The following is an 18,434-nucleotide window of genomic DNA, read 5'->3' as shown; positions in this document are numbered from 1 at the left end:
TTGTTGCTGCCGCTTCGCTTTCGCACAGAAAAAACATTTGTTGCTGCCGCTTCGCTTTCGCACAGAAAAAACATTTGTTGCTGCCGCTTCGCTTTTGCTACAGAAAACATTTGTTGCTGTCGCTACGCTTTCGCACAGAAAACATCCGCTGCGCTGCAGGGTCTCTCATCTGAGACGCTGATCCCCGAGGAGTCGCCCAGTCTCCACTCCAATCGACTATTTACATAGTAGACGTTTTAACAAATGTCATCGCCAACTTTTGATGCATCCACATTTCATTAATTTTTGACACTATTACATTGCTTAAGTATATAATCCATACATAGAATAGTGTCATCAATGCGTTGTTTTTTCGATTTACAATAACGAATAGTGGAACCTTCTCGAATACTAATGGCTTCGTTAATAATATTATGAAATTCTTCTGGTAAATGATGTATTGCATATTTACAAGCATCTACTTTTGAAACAATATCTTGTTCTTGCAGTGTGTAAAATTGCCGTAAAACCCCTGTTATTGACCACTCTACTTCTAAATCAACTAATTTATTTGGTATTAAAAATGCTTTATATTTTTTAATTTTTTTTAATCTATTCGACCAATAACTGTTCATATTTCCTAGTACATACTCACCAAGCACGCTCTCATCTACATTAAAGCTATATGTAGCTACATCCGGTCCTAAAATTGTCATACCTTTATTTTTTAAAATCCACCAAGTAATTGGGTTAATATGATCATTTCCCCAATTTGTTTTGCCTTCGTTTACGTTTAAACAACCTTTTACTTCACTCTGTTTCTTGCCAATATCCTCAACAAGTAAATAACAACCATCCATCCCTGTATCCTTGTATTGTCGATTTAATTCTTTGTGAAGATCGGATATTACTTTCGCATCTTCTTCGGTTAAGGATCTATTGACAACTGCAATAAAGTCGATATCACTAGAACCGTTTATGTAAGCGTCAAGAGCAATTGAACCATGTAAATAGAAACCTTCAAGGATATTCGGTAGTTTATTTTGAATTAGGGTTATATATTCATTTAAAATTTTTCGAACTTGAATCGGAACTCTAGAACCCATAAAACCTCTCCTTTTAATCAGATAATACTTATATTACCAAAACAAGAGTATTTTTCCCATTATTGATAATTATAAGTCCATTACCCAAAATAGAAATACAATTTGTTGAAACGTATACCTTAATACGTTGATTGGAATGGAGACGTGGCGACTCCTTGGGGATTAGCGATAGAGGAAAAGAAGCAAAACGGAAATTAACCTTACATTATGATGAAGATCCAATAATGTATTGATTCTGTTAGATTTTTAATAAATTAGAATCCACCTGTGTTGTTGTATTGAGGTATCTTTTAAAATTTCATTGGGTATTCTAGGAATTAGATAAGGAGTGGGAGAATTTGTACACAGGTTATATACAAGTAGTTGTTCAAACGGTTATTACTTTTTTCGTTCTTCTGACACTTACGAGGTTTCTAGGTAAAAAACAACTAAGTCACTTAACCTTCTTTAACTACGTAACTGGTATTACAATTGGTTCTATTGCAGCCAACATGGTAATTTTAAAAACAATTGTATTCACAAAATTTTTACTAAGCTTAATTGTTTGGTGTACGCTTACTACTTTAATTAGTTATATCGCACTAAAATCCGGAAAAGCAAGAACATTCCTTGATGGACAACCGACAATCGTTATTAAAAAAGGTAAAATAGATAGAAAAGCTTTAGCAAACACTAAAATAAATATTGATGACCTTACGATGATGATTAGACAATATCAAATTTTTTCAATTACAGAAATTGACTATGCAATATTAGAACCAAATGGCATGCTTAGTATTTTGAAAAAGCCTGAATTTCAAGGCACGCAAAAGATGGATTTAAACATCTCTCCTCCACCTCCGATTTTTATCCCCATTGAAGTCATCACAGATGGGAAGCTATTGCCACAAAATCTACTGGAAGTTGGAAAAAGTAGAGAATGGTTAGACAACGAATTAAAAAAGGAAAATATACAATCAATCGAAGAAGTTTTCTATGCAGAAATTCAACCGAACGGAAAAATATTTATCCAAAAATTTGATTAAGGAAATTTCTAAATTTAGTGAATTTCTCAGCAATTAAAACTTGACAAAAAAAGTAATTTATGCAATAATTTACTTTTACAGAATTTATCTATACAATAGGATTCTCCTGGCCAGGAGAATCCTATTTTTTTTGAAGGAGAGTACTTGTATGAACAAAGATGAATCCAGTTTAACTTCATTAATCTCAGCTTTTAGTAGAGCCTATCATAGTCAATTCGATACCCCTAAAATTTTTGATGACTACCTAGCAAAAAAATTAATCACACAACAAGAGTTCAATGACATTCAAACAAATATGGTTCAAGGTATCCAGTTTTTTAACAAAGAAATCGCAGTAAAACTTAATGGACAAACGGAAGAGCTATTAAAATGGATTGTGCAAACTCAGCTCTCCCCTACCCCCTTGGCACGTGCGGCATATTGTGAAAAAGTTTTGTTACATGAAATCATGTTAGGTTTACAGCAATATGTTATGCTCGGAGCAGGGTTAGATACATTTAGCCTAAGACATCCGGAACTTGAAAACAATTTAAAAATCTTTGAAATTGATCACCCTGCAACACAGGAATTTAAAAAGAAAAGATTAGCTGAAGTCAATTTAAAGCTTCCAAGCAATGTACATTTCGTTTCGTTGGATTTCACAAAAAAGTTTTCCTATCAAAATCTAATAAATAGCGGCTTCGGCAATAAAAAAACTTTCTTTAGTTTACTAGGTGTTTCCTATTATTTAACGAAAGATGAAATTTCAAGTTTAATTGATCACTTATTTGCCAATGTACCAACAGGAAGTTCGATAGTGTTGGACTATGCAGATGAAAAACTATTTAAAGAACAAGGAATATCAAACCGAGTAGATAACATGGTAAAAATGGCTGCAGCAAGTGGTGAACCGATGAAATCATGTTTTACTTATAAAGAAATGGAAAAAATGTTAGAAAACTCAGGTCTGCTTATTTACGAACATCTATCGCCAGATACAATTAATGAGCTTTATTTTGACAATCGAAAAGATTATTTAACCGCCTTTGAAACAATTCACTACGTCCATGCTGTGAAAAAGTAATTTAAGTTCGGAGGAATCAAATGAAATTTTATCAATTGTCCAAAGAGAATGGCAAAAATACAACACAATTTAAGTCAAGTTTTATTATGTCTAGAATTATTGAAACTGAAGCATCCGCTAGTATTGGGTGTATGTATTTAGAAGAAAACGGTGTTATTGGCTATCATCAAGCTGTAGTTCCCCAGCTTCTCTTAATTATTGAAGGCGAAGGATTTGTAAGAAATGAACAGGCGCAATACTATCAAGTCCAGCCTGGAGATGCAGTTTTTTGGGAAAAGGATGAATGGCATGAAACTAAAACGGATAAAGGATTAACTGGTATTGTAATAGAATCAGAACAATTAAATCCCTCAGCATTTATGCCTATAAAATGACGTATTAATATTATCCCCCCGGAGGCTTTAACTTCTTTCAGCGGGTGTTAGACACCATCTGAAAGAAGTTAAACTATTTCTCAGGCAATTAACTATGCAAAAATAACATCGTATCATATGTTAGTAATGTAAGATTGGTTTAGTCTTACACCTCCGAAGCTTTGTTACTAAGGGTCACTTATAATAGTAAGTGGCCCTCTATAAATCTTCTGTTCAGGAAATAATGTTTCTATATAGTTTATTGACAAACTCCTAGCGTATTTCTATCTCGATCAGGCAAGATAAAATTTCGTCTCTCCTTCTCGAAATTTCCCCACTTTTAAATAATTGTCTGGGAAATTTAGTGAAATCGGAATTACCTTTTAATAATGGTTTACTCATCACCCTTGTATTCTTTATAAGTGGGACTCAGCTAACTCCACACATCAAATTTATTTCCGTCAAAATCGTAAAAAACAAAATTCCTTCCCGAATGCCCCCTATTGTCAATTTCTCCAACTCTTAATTTCTATATCTTTTAAAATTTTATGAATTGTCTCTAATGCACTTAATCCGTCTACCTCAAAAGTAATCGAAAAATGCTCTTTCCCATAGCAATCAATGAAATTTGAGCTTTGATTAGCAAAATTAAGAATAGCCTTATCACTATCTCGGTAACTACATTCTGCTCCCAATTTACCTACATACCACTCAGCATAACAGTTCAACATTGCTGACTGGAATATAAGTAGTTCCTATTCTAAATAACGTTTTACTCATCCCATCGCCCTCTCTAGCATCGTTACTAAAATATTCTCTTTTTAGCTTTTATAACCTTCCAGATCTACCCACAAATATGGTAAATGGCGAGGATTTGCAAGTTTATCTACAGTCTGAAATGACCATTTGATTTTTACTATAATAATTATTGGTCACTATATTTAAATGTTTTTAAGGAAATGATAAGTGTCACAGCAAGGCATCCCAATAAAAGAAGTGAAGATTCTCCCCATGTACTAAAATTATTTAGAAACGAGGCTTTAATTCCATTTACAAACCATTCAAATGGATTTATCACACTAATATATTGTATTAGATTTGGCGCTTTTTCCATTGTAAAAAATGCATTACTACAAAGTAGCATTGGTATCATCAGTACATTTGCAGTCATACTTAAATGTCCCTCGTTTTTCACGAGACTTGAAATAAAAAAGCTTAAAAAAACCAAACTTAACGAAGCTATTAAAATAATCGGTGTCATGTATAAGAGGCTATTAAAAGAAAAGTTTAGTTGATTGATAACGATAGCAAATAAAAGCACGATATAGGATAAAATAATCGCTATTATAGCCCATGCACTAGAAATACTGACGATATATTTCCATAAAGGCATTGGTGTAGCATGAAGTAAATTATAAACGCCTCTTTTTCTTTGCGATAATGCTATAAAAGCAGTGGTCATAAATGAATAGAAAAATACACTAATGGCAATGATTCCTTCTACATAATTTCCCGCATAGCTCGGTAAAAATATCCTTAACGCAATAATTGCCGCAAATGGCATTATTAGTGACCAAAAAAGTAAATACATATCCTTTATACTAGATTTCAAATTTAATACGAAAATAGCCCCCATCCTCTCGCTCCTCACTTCGTTAATTCAAAAAATAATTCTTCCAAATTTTGCGTTTGATAGTGCTCCATTAAACCATTTGGTGAGCCATTCGCCATTATTTTCCCGCGATGCATAATTAACACTCTGTCAGCAACATTCATTACTTCCAACATATCGTGGGAAGAAAATAACACAGTAACCCTGCTATCTTTTAAGCGTTTAATGATCTGTTGAATTTCTCTTTGACCTCTAGGATCCAATCCAGCAGAAGGTTCATCCAAAATTACTAGTTTGGGATTATGCAAAGTTGTCACGATAATTGCTAGTCGTTTTTGCTGTCCTAATGACAATTTAATAGCAGGCGTTTTTTTGACATGTAATAAATCAAAAGTGGCGAGTTTTTTATCAATTTCATTTTTTGTCAGCGAAATTCCATAGAATGCCCCAAATAATCTCACATTATCCTCTACAGAATAGCCTTCGAAAAAAGGGGTTGATTGAAGCTGCGTACCTATTTCCTTTTTGTAGTCGGATGTCCAGTATTCAATCGTTCCACTGTCTTGAGGAATTATTCCAAGAAGCATACCAATCGTTGTAGTTTTCCCAGCACCATTTGTGCCCACTAAAGCTACTATCTCACCTTCTATAATGTCAACGGTTATATGATCAACGACACAGTTAGCCTTATAATTTTTCGTTAATTGGCTAACATGAATGAGCTTCTTCATATTTTCTCCCCTTAATTAACATTGTATATTCAACGTTGAATATATGGCTATTTTTTAACTCCCTCATTCGAGAGAGTCACTTTTATTCATAATTTCAATAGCTTGATGTACAAATTTTGATTGTACTTGAACAATTTCAAACATATTATCAAATGCTAGTTGTGTTAATGCTGGTAGTTTTCCTTGCATAGCAATTAATTTTGCCTCATAACCAGCATTGATCGCCTTTTCTTCTTGTTCCAAAATTCTTTTTTGTTTTTCTAATGCATCCACCGCTTTAGCTTTTGGCAGTTTAAATGCAAAGGACACACCAGAATATAAAGTTGTAGGATAAACTACAGAGGATTTTTCAAGAGCCTCGATAATTAATTCTTGCTCATGTGCCCTGCCCTTTTCAGTAATTTGATAAATTGCTTTTTGTCGAAGACCTGTGGATTCAATACTAGCCACCTCTATATAACCATCTTTTTCAAGCTTCTTTAAAGCATTATAGATCGAGCCGATTAGCACACCACCCCATCGTTCAGCGTCACTTAATTCAAGCATTACTTTAATATCATAGCCAGTCATTGGTTTTAGCCCTAACATAGCAAGAACTAATAGCCTTGTCATAATAATCACCTTTTTATATTCAACGTTGAATAAATTGACTATAACGATTCTGCATTTTTTTGTCAATAGGCTTTTTATTTATTATTGAAATGTTGTAATAAACAAAATATATTACAATAAAGTATCTTATGATAAAATATATGATATTGCGCCATCAAGGGGCATGAACCAATTTAGCTGTAGCAAGTTTATATTTGCTACAGCCTTTTTTATTTTTATTAATGATAGATATATTCAATATAGAACATAAAAAATGGAATGCACTCAAGCATGACTGATAAAGATATCATCAGTCATGAAAATAACATTAAGGTGAACAAGGAAAATACGACAATTTAATCAGAAATTTAGTATAAGCCTCACTTCAATTGTTAGACACAACTATCAATAGGAAGTGCTATGTTAATTCAAGAATTTGCTGTGATTAGGTAAAGCAATCTGCTCAAATTCTGTCGCTAACTTATGCAAATTTCTAGTAAGCTCTTCCCCCTTCATCGGTAATCCATGTCCTGTAATAGCAACTGAAGGTTTTAATGCTTCTAATTTTTTTACGGAATCCCAAGCCGCCTGCCAATCCGTCGTGAAATATCGTGGCGGTCCGCTAATTTCCTTTTTTTGTAGCAATACTTTGTAGAGCGCTTCTTGTTTAACTGTAACAAATGCATCTCCAACAATTAACGCTCGGTCCTCTTCACGAAATAAAGATATATGCCCTGGCGTATGACCCGGCGTATGAATCCAACGAAAACCATCCATATATGGAATACTCCCATCTGACGGAAGCGCCTCAACGTTGTTTCCTAGGTTTATAGCTTCATTCGGGAAAATTGATGATACTTTCGCTATTAAGCCACCATTGACAACAGGATCAGGTTCAGGATAATTTTTCATACCAGTTAAATAAGGTAATTCTAATGTGTGAGTATAAACCGGCATACCCCAATGTTCAATTAGATCAATTATCGCCCCAACATGATCAAAGTGCCCGTGCGTTAAAATTAATGCTTTAGGTTTACTATTTGATCCAAATCTCTCCTCGGCTATTGAAATAATTTCCTTTGCACTTTTTGGCATGCCTGCATCAACTAATACGAACTCTTTCTTATGAGGTTCACCGTAGAGTACGATATTAACAATTTGAATCGTATGTTGGTATAAATCAGGCAATACTTCTACACCATCTCCACTCCAAATTGATGTTGCTGGAATATATTTATAGTCGCTACCATAATTCATATCTTTATGCATGGAAAACCCTTCTTTCTTCATCGAAATATAAACAATCATATTTTTCCTTTATACAGTAAAAAAAAAGCAAGAAAAAAATGGATTATACCCTTAGCGACTTTCTAATCTAAAATCTAGTAGTGATATTAATCGATCCAGTTCATTTCAATGGATTTTCTTTCACATACATTTCCATCTTCACTTGATAGTGATGTCATTATTTTCACCTCTTCATGAATCAAAATTTCAAATGAACAATCTTCAACATTATGAAACGTTCAGAGCCAACTTCCGCTCCATGTCTCTTTTCTTTAATTCCTTTCTATCACTCATACAAAAGCTTCTACGCCAATCAATCAATGCATCCTTACAATCGATGTTAAGTAATTAAATAGTCGCATTGTATATCATTTACTCAAGATGTATAATTTTACTATAATTTTCGGAAGTGAGTGATTCTAAATTAAACTGTGCCGAATTAAAAATATGGAGAGGAATGTGATGGTTTGAAGATTTTTCTAATTATTGTAGGGATTGTAGTTTTAATTTTCGTGGCTATGTCTATAGCGGTCAATGTATTTAATAAAAAGAATAAAAAACAACGAACAGAACTGGAGTTGGCTAACCGTTTACCAAAAGAGAAACAGCATTTGCTTGCCTACGGCGCCACCCTCGCTCTTTATCGACTTGAGTCGCCACGGACATTGCAGGTGATGGAAAATCCTGAAATTTTGAAAGATGGCCTTTCTGCTGCCTGGGAGGTTAATAATACAGAGGAGGCTGTACAAACTCTGGAATGGCTCCTATCGGAAGGACACCGTACGAAGTTTAATGAGCTGCTTCTAGCATTGAAAGCGGGTCAGTCTTTTACAGAGGAAGAGGTGGGGAAATCGCAGGAATGCTACGAATCAGCCCAAGAAGGGATGATGAAAAGGCTTTCCTTTACGAAATCCGATTTTGACCAGGTAAACACTATTGCTGCATGGGATTTTGAGCGAGCTATAAATATTGCAAGATGGAGCTACATAGTTGGTTATTTAACCGAAGAGCAGGCATGGAACTATATAGAGAGAGCTGCTGACGCCGCCAGCCCTATCTTCCAATCCTGGAATGAATATTTTATTTCATTTGCATTTGGTCGAGCCATTGCTTACGAAGGTAAAATTAACGATATCATTTGGAAAGGAAAAGAACTGCTGGATGATAAAGACTCGATTTGGAATGAATTTAACATTAAGCGATCAACGGTACAGGAATCTGTAGCATTGGACAAGATATGAGAAAAAAGAATTGATTAAATCTAAAAACCTGCTAGATATTAGCTACTTTCTGAGCTCATATCTAGCAGGTATATTTATTTACGAACAGCTTCAAATGTAATTAATGAATGCTCTTTTGAAGGCTTCTTGTTATAAACATATTCAGCCGAGCAAGTAATATTAGAAAAACCTATGTTTGTTAATATAAGCTTGAATTCTTCTATTCCGCACCATCTTAATGGAAATCTTTGTAACTCTGAATCAATTAATTTACCATTTCGCCATTTTTCATATTTTAAAATGGTTAGCGTATATTGCTCGATCCAGTTCATTTCAACGGCTTTTCTTTCTATTGCAATTCCTTCCTCTTGCGAAATTTCATAGTAGGATGAAGTAATTTCCCCTGTTTGCCAGTCTGTAGGTAAAAGCATGTCTACAATTAGGCGTCCTCCAGGGATCAAATGATTATACATACATAATAATGCATCCATCGCATCTTTTGAATTCTCGATTAAACAGAACGAACCTGTCGGCATAACAATCGCTTCATATTTTGAGTCTAATGAAAAATTGCTTAAGTTACCTTCATATAAATTTGGCTTGAACCCTCTTTCAATGCAGTGTTTTCGGCATAAATCTAACATTTCAGGTGAGTAGTCAATTCCCTCAACATCGTATCCATTTTCAAGTAAAGGGATTAAGAAGCGTCCAGAGCCAGCTCCCGCTTCAAGTACTCTTCCCTTAGTTCCTTTTAAGCGTTCAAGATAATATTCAATATCCCCACCAATAGAATATCCAACTGGTTTTGTCAAATCATAAAGTTCTGTACATAAAGGTCCGTAATTACTATACATTTCAATTCCTCCGATTTCGTGCAGAAGAATCTATTATTTTTACTTCTTCCACACCTTATATTGGTTTGTTGGAAAAATAGAGCTGACTATCATCATAAATCACTCACTTTCTGTATAATATAGTAAAATTATACATAATAAAAGAATGCCTTTCAATATGTTTTTATTTCAATAATCACCATAGTGTGTGGTCGATTAAGTTCTGACTAGGTGCATTGTTGCTGCCGCTTCGCTTTCGCACTGATAAAACATTAAAAGGCATCGTTTTATCATCCCACCATTTAGATGCTTAGATTGATTTATTTAAAGACCTCCTTCTAAAAAGAGATTGGTTTCCAATCATTTCTACAATATAATGTACGAAAAAAACGTAAAAAAAATAAGGAGAGTATGCTATGAATATCGAAAAAGTGTTTGCAGAGTTCCCATTATTAAGCTCCGAAAATATTGTGCTAAAGAAAATTGAAGATGTACATTTACCAGAATTATTTGCAATCTATGATAATGAAAAAGTCTTTGAATATTGTGGGATAATCCCGAAGCATAATATCCAAACAGTACGTAAAATGATCGGACACTTTGACAGAGATTATCAAAAGAAAACGAGAGTTAAATGGGGCATTTTTCAAAAGTCACATAACGATCAATTAGTGGGCATTATAGAAGCAATGGATTTTAATCAAAAAGTGAATATGGTTACGATTGGTACCTTTTTAGCAGAGAACTATTGGGGTAAGGGCCTTGCGACAGATGCGGTTAAAATAATTGTCAATTTTTTATTTGAGGAAGTTAATATAAATCGCATACAGGCTGAGGTTTTGCCATTAAATGAGGCATCTAAAAAGGTGCTCCTGAAAAATGGTTTTTCACAAGAAGGACTTATACGACAAGCTGCATTATGGTCTGGTAAAGGAGTTGTAGATTTAGAAATATACGGATTACTTAAAGAAGAGTACACGGTGAACTAAATAATTTGGTATTTTTCGGCAAAAGGTATGTACACATCAATCTTTCGGACATCAAATATGAGATAATGAATTAATATTAACAACCGAAAGAGTGATTCTATTGACTAATGAGCATAAATCTAGCAACTTACACTACTTTAATATACGAATAGCTTATTTGATAGCTGTTGTGATCACCATCTTTTTAGGTCTAGCATCTAGAAAATGGAGTCTTCTACTTCCGTCATTGGTAGCACAGAGCGCAGGGGACATGCTTTGGGCTATGATGGTCTATTTCGGATTTCGATTGTTGCTAGTGCGTAAGAGTACCCTAACAGCCATTTGGCTCAGTTTTTTGTTTAGCTTCGGCATAGAATTTAGCCAGTTGTATCAGGAAGACTGGATTAATCAGATTCGTGGGACAACGCTCGGGGCTTTGATACTTGGCAAAGGTTTTCTTGTTGAGGATTTGCTTCGATATTCAGTAGGGATTATAATAGCTACTGTATTAGATAAGATGGTACTTACGTTCACTTCTCGTAATTAAATTAATAATTATCAATCAGTTTCTTTGACATAAGTTCCGCTCCGTCATATTCCATGTAAACCCTATAAGAGAGACTTTTTTAGTGTCTATCTTATAGGGTACATTTTATTTAGTATAGGCTATTAATCGAACTTTAGTTGAAATTATTGGCCAGCTATTCATTAATCCAATCAATCAATTCTCTATCAAAAATATCCGGTTGTTCAAACATTGGGTTATGGCCACTTTTTTCAAAAATGACCTTCTTCACATTTTCATTTGAATAATCAATGACATCCCAGAGCGAAACAGGAGCGACTAAATAATCATATCTCCCTAACCCTACAAATATAGGCTTATCTAAGTGAGCCATAGATTGGATTAGATTTTGTTCAGCGAAAGCTATACCCCAAAGGTAATCAATAACTTCCATATTTGTATAGACGCCATCCCACATATAAGCAGCATCGAACGTATAATCATAAAAGCTATGCGCCCCCATGCGAATACACATATGCACAAATCGTCTTTCAGGATCATTGTGAATATCCTTCTCTAAAAAAGCAATATCATGCTCAAATTGCTTTGTACGCTCAGCACTAGCAGTCTCATTAAAAAATGAAAAACTTTGCTGCTGTCTCTCTTGACTGTTTGTCGGTGCTGAATTTAATAAAATGACCTTTTGAACATACTGAGGATATTTTTCGGCATATGCCAAAGCCATAAATGCGTGCCCAGAATGTCCTAAAATGATGAAATCCTCAAGCTTTAGCCATTGTCTTGCTGTTTCGATATCCTCAACAATTTTCTCTAAAGTATAATCTTCTTTCTTTAAAAAACGTGGAGGCTTCGCGAAACCTCTATGATCTAAGAAGATAAATTGAAAATGTTTATATAAATTTTCCGAGAACAAGCGCGGATAATATACACTGCTACCCACTACCAATATCGGCTTACCTTGTCCCTTCACACAATATTTTAAATCAAATCCTTCACTAAAGATGCTTTGATAATTATTCATTATAATCGTCCTCTTTTCTTTTTATATAGAAGAGCTTCACATTGTACTCTTCGTTCTATCACTCCCTTTCTTTTTAACATTCCCGTGTTTTCTCCATAGAACGATCAAGCATTCTTATTCACCCCATTATTATTTTATTAATTGAAAAACGAGCGTTGAGCCACTTCGTTGTTGTCGATTTCCTACAGATACTTACTTTATATTTATCTATTTAATATGCCTGATAATATAGAAAAGTGAAATTTTTAAAACTTGAACCAAGTATACAATATGAATTCAAAAGTTTAAAATTATTAAATATTAGAAAAAATAGAAAGATAGAGGATACAAAAAATGGATAAGCGAGTACAACATATCATTACATTAAGAGAGAATGCTCGATTGGAAGAAGCAAATCAATTAATGGTTGCTTTAGTTAAAGAAGAGCCTGAAAATGGATACTACCAATTTCAATGTGCATGGACATATGATTCATTAGGAAAAGAACAAGAGGCTGTCCCTCACTATGAAAAAGCGATTCAATTAGGACTTAAACCCGAATTTTTAGTAGATGCATATTTAGGATTAGGTAGTACCTATCGTGCATTAGGGCAATATGAACAGTCAAAACGTATTCTAGAACAGGCCCTAAGTGAGTTTCCAGAAGCCGAACATTTAAAGGTTTTCTATGCGATGACACTTTATAATCTTAGCGAGCATTCAAAGGCTATGGAAACTTTATTAAACACAGTAATTCAAACTACTAATCATAAAGGTATAAAACAATATAGCAAGGCCATTAAATTTTACAGCGATATGCTAGATCAAACTTGGGAATAACACGATAAAAGATCAGGCTCCTATTGAACCTGATCTTTTCATATTACTAAATAGACCTAAAACCCCGTTAAAGTAAAGTACTTTGAGTACTCGATAAATTCAGGATTCACTTGATAAGATAGTGTAAAAGAAGGTTTTCATTGAAACGACTTATGTAATCCAAGTTATTTAAGTGTGAACATTTCAATTTGAAAAATCCCGTGGTAAAATAAGAACACGCATTCCCCCTCTCTTAATTTTCTTAACGGGAATATTTTGTTATGATAATAAATTGGGTGCGAGAATATATGTTGTAACTATAATATATAACGTCGGATAATCTGTTGTTTTTTACATAGATGAAAATAACTAGTCAGCAATTGATTGAAGTGAAGACCGAGCTACTCCTTTTGGCTTTAACGTCATAGATGATACTCTAGAGCGAGGAAAGACACGAAGTCTTATCGCCCCCCAGGACAGCGCTCAATCGAACGGAAATCAGCCCTAGTTCTTGTTTTAAAAATAACTATGGTAAAATTATTGATCAAAACATGCTCTTTTTTGAATGTGATAGATAACTTTTTAAAGCTTGTTTATTTTTGAAATCCTTTTCGCACAAAATCCCCCCGTTAGCTGTAGCAGTTGGCCTATCTCCTTAAATAAAGTGATTAAACATTTAAACACTTTCTAAATTGGTTCTAACAGATCTCTTCCTTTTCGGAATTTTACTCCAATATGTAAAATATCTTAATAACCATTCAACTGGTCCCATTTTAAAATACCTTAACCAAACAATACTAAAAGTAATTAAAATAGCGTGGATTATAAAGCACACAATTAATGAATTAAAAGGTGTAAAACCAATTATGATACTAAACACAAATAGTAAAACACTTTGTGCAAGATAATTTGTTAAAGACATTTGTCCATAGAACTTTAATGGTGTTAATATCATTTTTGCCATATTCCATTGTAAAATAATAAGAAGACTGCTAGTCATCATAAAGGCAACACTATAATCTTCTAGCATTTCAATTCCTGAAACAGGAATTAACCCTAACCCCCTTACATAAAATAAAGATATATAAATAAAAATATTAACGATTAAAAAAATCGAAATATACTTTAATTTTCCATAGACATTTTCAAAAAATTTAAATTGCCCCATCGTAAAACCTAGCACCATAAATGAAAGTCCCTTACTTATGAAGGATAGTAATTCTAGCCATACTATTCTCTCACCATAATGGAGAAAAGCTGTAACTATAGATAAGGCTATTAGCGTAACCGTTACTATTAAGTTGGTCCACTTATTTCTTTTGAAAAATATTACAATAAACAGGCCGAGTACAGCATAAACCATTAATACATCCTGAATTCCTTGCGGTGCATAAAATGTATGGATAAGTCCTAATACAAATAAAAAACAAATTCTGCGTAAAAACGAAAGGTATCTATTGTTTACTTTTTGTGTGGATCGATTCATAAAAAGATAACACCCAAATCCAAATAAAAAGAATAAGATAGGGTAAAATGTCCCGCTGAATATATCATATAATTTATCGTGCAACTCACTATAGGAAAAATAACCCAAAACCTAGTAACCATTTACAATGAGTATCCCCAGCAAAGCAAATCCTCGTAAGTAATCCATAATATCTATTCGTGTATACGAATTTAATTTATTCATTTCAATTCTCCTAATATAATTATATTTATAGTATTAAAAATCCCCAAAATTAAGCATAATGATTCATAAGCTTTTCTATGAGCTAATGCAAGTCTATGAATCTCTACAATAGATTCTTGATTTTTTTGTGATACAATGGTTTTGACTCTTAGCAATCATTTTCCTGTACTGAGGCTTCCATCTCCCCCATTAAATCAATAACTCACGCTTTTCCATTATTCCTCCTTAGGAACTTAATAAAAGTTCAATATCCATTTGATTTTTTGGATTTTCTTAATATCTGGCTAATTTTTTTGTAATCTGCAAGTATCTCTGTTAAGTCTGTAGATGACAAATCATAATTAGATTTAGATTTCACATTTAAACTATAACTGTAAAATATAGTAATCAACATTCCTCCCATACCAATAAGGTTTGCTATTAGAAAACTCATTGGTTTTATTACCTTAAGGATATATTTTTTCTTTGTTCAAATGAATAACTGTCCCCTTACAATTGGAAATATAATCTTACTAGATTGTAACAATTAGAAAAACTAAATCTCTAATTAATCAACTTAATCTTTATAAAGTTTTTCTCATGCAATCTATGATCTCTTCTAAAACTAAAACGGATAGTTTGGAAAGCATTAGCATTACTACTTCAAGAAATTGTATTATATCCAATAGCTGTTATTTCATGAAAAAGGCAGTAGTAACAAGGATCTGTACCTTGTTACTACTGCCTTTCTGTTAAGTAAAGTCAAAATGTATAAACATGTAGAAAATTTTTGTATAGTTTTGCATGGATCTACTATAACCTTAAATTGCTTCCAAATTTATTTACTCCAAGCTAACATCTGCTTACACGGTACTGCTCTTACATAAACATTCGTACTGCATAATTAATTACTTCATGCTTTACATATGTTAGCTTATCTAGATGCTTTCAGATGTTGCAAAAACCCAACTTTGTTATGCAATATCCATTACTGCAATCGCGCTAGGCATTTAAATCATTTTCCCTGCAACTTCACTCATTAGCAACAATAGTGTAATGATCCCAAGTTGTTCTATCTCATAGGCAATTCCTAACAAGCTCCTTACTTGAAAAGAGCCTGTGTCGATTCAACTTAGGCGCTTAACGTGAGTAAAAAAGTTTTAATACAAAACATCCGTCTTTGGCGATTCTATCTAAACCAAATGTCTTCACCGCCATATTCATAACTAAAACAGATTATCCTATGAAGGAACCATACTAGCGGTGTCCAATAGGAGTGCCTCCTACTATAGGGAACCAACGGGATTCCATTGCCCTTACCATGTTGTCTTAGCCCTTATTTTCCTAGCTAATTTAGTTTATTCTAATTAAAATTCGTTAATGGTAAAAAGCTGTGGTCATTTCAAGTGCTTTAAGTGGCTCTTTGATTGAATCAAGCGTATAGACAAGTTTTTCGTCCTGCCAAACAATCAAACTCCCTGATTTATAAACATCTAAGCGTGCAAAACCGTTTTGTTTTGGAATTGGTAGCATATGTGTTTCTAGAAATTGGGTTGCCTGTTTTGCAAGCTTCACACCTGCTTCTGGATTGTCTGTTCGTGTATGTGTTTCAATTGCCCATCTACCCTCATTCCAACCAGTCCATAAAGAACCAGCTCCTGCATCCTGATAACCTTTAATGTTATAGCCAAGATCAACCTCTTGACCACCATTTAGACTAAAGTTCACAAAAGCAATTTGCTCATTTGCTTCTTTAGCATTCTGATATTGCTTTACTACTAGTCTTGCAATTACAGTAGCTGTCTTTGAATTTTTAAGCTTCGGATCATTGATTGGCAAATACTTTTTACTTTCAAAAAATAGTATTTCAACTTGGTTAGCTTCCGCCTTCGTTGTTGCAGTTAAAAATGTACCATCTGATATCGGAAGCCCTTTTGGTAAAGTTATAGATAAATTAGTTTTAAGCTGGCTCTTAATATTTTTTAGTACACCAGCCTGTGTAAGAGATGCTTCTGTGTTTCTCTTATTTGTTTTGGACGGTTCCTGATTTTCGTTTGATTGATGCTCTTCTTGTGACTTGTTTGGTTCGTTAGATTCTTGCTCCTTTTGCGGCTTGCTCGGCACGTTAGATTCTTGTTCCTCTAGTGGCTTGTTTGGCACGTTAGATTCTTGTTCCTCTTGTGACTTGTTCGGCACATTAGGTGTTTCTTCTTTATCAGAGCATGCACTTATTATACTGAAACTTAAAAGTATAGGGATAAAAAGTACTTTTTTCATGGCATTTGCCCCCTAATTTCTTGTCATTATTCAACTGAAACTTTTTATTATTTGAGTTCATTGATTTCTTTCGTCAAATCATTAAACTTTTGACTGGCGTAGCATATCCCTATTCTTTGCCGTATCAAGTATCTCTTGTCTTTAAGATTAAACGAAGAACAGCTTTGTCTTCAAGTGAACAACTTGTTACACCTCTAATGGAATTAGAGTTCTTTAATGTGAAAGATCCCTCGTTTATGCTCAGGTTTTTCTATTCTTTCACTTCTTTTAGGGTCACTTTAATACGAGGATAATAAATACTCGTAACACCTTCAAAAGCGGAATCCGTGCCAATTAATAACCATAATTATCCATTATTATTGGTTTCAACCATAAAAGGGCGTTGGTTATTATTAAAATGTTTTACCTCATACTTCTCACTATCTATTGTCGTTTTTTGCAAGTCCCCAATAATAAATGCATCTTTACCTTCTACTCCTTGGTTCCCTTTATCAATATTCATTAAATAAAATCCTGTTTCATCCATAACCGGGATCGGTTCCGTATTGGTTGCACCAATTTTCACAAATACACTTTTACCAGGAGATCCACCTACACCTATTTCATCTTTAGCATTTGTGGCTATATCGAAATCAAATGTCACACTATATTTTGTATTCGGTTTTAGCCGATCATTTGTATCCAATCTCTTCTTAACAAACATAAATAAATCGTCACTTCCATTATATCCACTTAAGTATAGACCTTTTCGTTTATTGTTTATCTCTTTAGGTAGTTCCTTAAGGGAGAATTGGAGCTTATAACGAACTTTATCTTTATGTGGATAGTCAGAAAATTCACCAATCCATCCACTTCTATCCTTGCTAAAAGTTGATTCAACAATGATATCATCGTAATTTGTTACTATCTGGTCTACATCAATAAGTGTGACAAACGATGTTTTATTTAACAATAAAATCTGTTCTGTGGTTAAATCTCCAGCAAAACCACTAATAACGGTATCATAAGTATATCTTCTTGGAAATTCGCCAATTTCCTTTTCAAGTTTCGCATAGTCTTCTTTGTTGAATGTTTTATTAAAACTAACAATTACTGAGAATACATCCGATGGCGAAGCTCCCTCAATCTTTCGAGTTAGTTCTTCTGTTATTTTATATGGGAGAATGTTTACATCTTGTACATTACTGTCTGCTGCTAGTGCCGGTTTAGTCATATTTAATCCTGAAACTGCTCCGCAAAATACTAACGTTGTTGCCACTATTAATGGAATTTTTTTATTAATCATATATTGACCTCCTAAAATTAGATTCAGTTAATAGACGAGAATATGATTGGATTTTTTTCAAAAATTCTAATCCGAGAGTATCAAACTCTG

Annotated in this window: 18 protein-coding genes and 1 pseudogene; 8 read left to right on the top strand and 11 right to left on the bottom strand. The window is 33.7% G+C overall.

The window, feature by feature from the left end; genetic code table 11:
- A partial coding sequence (locus tag ACIPKN_RS08635; protein WP_400935037.1) for a hypothetical protein occupies positions 1-181 on the top strand: 181 nt, incomplete at its 5' end.
- Positions 182-278: 97 nt separating this feature from the next.
- Here the strand turns inward: ACIPKN_RS08635 and ACIPKN_RS08630 are convergent.
- Positions 279-1,085, bottom strand: coding sequence for an aminoglycoside adenylyltransferase domain-containing protein (locus tag ACIPKN_RS08630; protein ID WP_400935035.1), 807 nt, complete (start codon positions 1,083-1,085; stop codon positions 279-281).
- A 338-nt stretch (positions 1,086-1,423) separates the two neighbouring features.
- On the opposite strand from ACIPKN_RS08630, the gene ACIPKN_RS08625 reads away from it, so the two are divergent.
- The 3 genes from ACIPKN_RS08625 (at position 1,424) to ACIPKN_RS08615 (ending at position 3,547) form a co-directional block, all read left to right on the top strand.
- Positions 1,424-2,110, top strand: a complete 687-nt coding sequence (locus ACIPKN_RS08625; RefSeq protein ID WP_400935033.1) for a DUF421 domain-containing protein — start codon at positions 1,424-1,426, stop codon at positions 2,108-2,110.
- 148 nt (positions 2,111-2,258) lie between these two features.
- Positions 2,259-3,173, top strand: a complete 915-nt coding sequence (locus tag ACIPKN_RS08620) for a class I SAM-dependent methyltransferase (RefSeq protein ID WP_400935030.1) — start codon at positions 2,259-2,261, stop codon at positions 3,171-3,173.
- A gap of 20 nt (positions 3,174-3,193) precedes the next feature.
- Positions 3,194-3,547 (top strand): cupin domain-containing protein, encoded by a 354-nt coding sequence (locus tag ACIPKN_RS08615; RefSeq protein WP_400935027.1) that lies wholly within the window; start codon positions 3,194-3,196, stop codon positions 3,545-3,547.
- A gap of 412 nt (positions 3,548-3,959) precedes the next feature.
- Here the strand turns inward: ACIPKN_RS08615 and ACIPKN_RS08610 are convergent.
- The 5 genes and pseudogenes from ACIPKN_RS08610 to ACIPKN_RS08590 all read right to left on the bottom strand — a co-directional run bounded on the left by ACIPKN_RS08610 (position 3,960) and on the right by ACIPKN_RS08590 (position 7,729).
- Positions 3,960-4,306: pseudogene (locus ACIPKN_RS08610) on the bottom strand (VOC family protein).
- A gap of 145 nt (positions 4,307-4,451) precedes the next feature.
- Positions 4,452-5,162 (bottom strand): ABC transporter permease, encoded by a 711-nt coding sequence (locus tag ACIPKN_RS08605; protein WP_400935024.1) that lies wholly within the window; start codon positions 5,160-5,162, stop codon positions 4,452-4,454.
- A gap of 11 nt (positions 5,163-5,173) precedes the next feature.
- Positions 5,174-5,869, bottom strand: a complete 696-nt coding sequence (locus ACIPKN_RS08600; RefSeq protein WP_400935022.1) for an ABC transporter ATP-binding protein — start codon at positions 5,867-5,869, stop codon at positions 5,174-5,176.
- A 63-nt stretch (positions 5,870-5,932) separates the two neighbouring features.
- Complete coding sequence (locus ACIPKN_RS08595) at positions 5,933-6,481, bottom strand: PadR family transcriptional regulator (RefSeq protein ID WP_400935019.1); 549 nt, start codon at positions 6,479-6,481, stop codon at positions 5,933-5,935.
- A gap of 402 nt (positions 6,482-6,883) precedes the next feature.
- Entirely contained in the window at positions 6,884-7,729 is an 846-nt protein-coding gene (locus tag ACIPKN_RS08590; protein ID WP_400935017.1) for an MBL fold metallo-hydrolase, read from the bottom strand.
- A 485-nt stretch (positions 7,730-8,214) separates the two neighbouring features.
- Here ACIPKN_RS08590 and ACIPKN_RS08585 point away from each other — a divergent pair, with 485 nt between their 5' ends.
- Positions 8,215-8,988 carry a DUF1266 domain-containing protein gene (locus ACIPKN_RS08585; protein WP_400935014.1) on the top strand — a complete coding sequence of 258 codons (774 nt, stop codon included), beginning with the start codon at positions 8,215-8,217 and terminating at the stop codon, positions 8,986-8,988.
- Between the two features lie 74 nt (positions 8,989-9,062).
- On the opposite strand, the gene ACIPKN_RS08580 is transcribed toward ACIPKN_RS08585, so the two are convergent.
- The gene (locus ACIPKN_RS08580; RefSeq protein WP_400935010.1) at positions 9,063-9,821 is read right to left on the bottom strand and encodes a class I SAM-dependent methyltransferase; all 759 of its coding nucleotides are present in this window, start codon (positions 9,819-9,821) and stop codon (positions 9,063-9,065) included.
- Positions 9,822-10,216: 395 nt separating this feature from the next.
- On the opposite strand from ACIPKN_RS08580, the gene ACIPKN_RS08575 reads away from it, so the two are divergent.
- Together ACIPKN_RS08575 and ACIPKN_RS08570 are read left to right on the top strand one after the other, a co-directional pair.
- Positions 10,217-10,789, top strand: a complete 573-nt coding sequence (locus tag ACIPKN_RS08575) for a GNAT family N-acetyltransferase (RefSeq protein WP_400935006.1) — start codon at positions 10,217-10,219, stop codon at positions 10,787-10,789.
- 91 nt (positions 10,790-10,880) lie between these two features.
- Complete coding sequence (locus tag ACIPKN_RS08570; protein WP_400935003.1) at positions 10,881-11,315, top strand: ribosomal maturation YjgA family protein; 435 nt, start codon at positions 10,881-10,883, stop codon at positions 11,313-11,315.
- 154 nt (positions 11,316-11,469) lie between these two features.
- Here the strand turns inward: ACIPKN_RS08570 and ACIPKN_RS08565 are convergent, their stop codons facing one another.
- A complete protein-coding gene (locus tag ACIPKN_RS08565; protein WP_400935000.1) occupies positions 11,470-12,315 on the bottom strand; it encodes an alpha/beta fold hydrolase in 846 nt (281 codons plus the stop codon).
- Positions 12,316-12,648: 333 nt separating this feature from the next.
- Between ACIPKN_RS08565 and ACIPKN_RS08560 the strand changes: the two genes are divergently transcribed.
- Positions 12,649-13,134, top strand: coding sequence for a tetratricopeptide repeat protein (locus tag ACIPKN_RS08560; RefSeq protein WP_400934997.1), 486 nt, complete (start codon positions 12,649-12,651; stop codon positions 13,132-13,134).
- A gap of 655 nt (positions 13,135-13,789) precedes the next feature.
- On the opposite strand, the gene ACIPKN_RS08555 is transcribed toward ACIPKN_RS08560, so the two are convergent.
- From ACIPKN_RS08555 to ACIPKN_RS08545, 3 genes are all read right to left on the bottom strand, one after another.
- Positions 13,790-14,599: a DUF418 domain-containing protein gene (locus ACIPKN_RS08555; protein ID WP_400934994.1), complete on the bottom strand. Its 810-nt coding sequence runs from the start codon at positions 14,597-14,599 to the stop codon at positions 13,790-13,792.
- A 1,560-nt stretch (positions 14,600-16,159) separates the two neighbouring features.
- Entirely contained in the window at positions 16,160-17,059 is a 900-nt protein-coding gene (locus tag ACIPKN_RS08550; RefSeq protein WP_400934991.1) for a hypothetical protein, read from the bottom strand.
- A gap of 346 nt (positions 17,060-17,405) precedes the next feature.
- A complete protein-coding gene (locus ACIPKN_RS08545; protein WP_400934988.1) occupies positions 17,406-18,344 on the bottom strand; it encodes a hypothetical protein in 939 nt (312 codons plus the stop codon).
- Positions 18,345-18,434 lie beyond the last annotated feature (90 nt).

The organism is Lysinibacillus sp. NPDC086135 (genome assembly GCF_044746345.1).
Lineage (GTDB): Bacteria > Bacillota > Bacilli > Bacillales_A > Planococcaceae > Lysinibacillus.
Note: the sequence above shows the minus strand (reverse complement) of the source record. Positions and strands in the feature narration are given on the sequence as shown.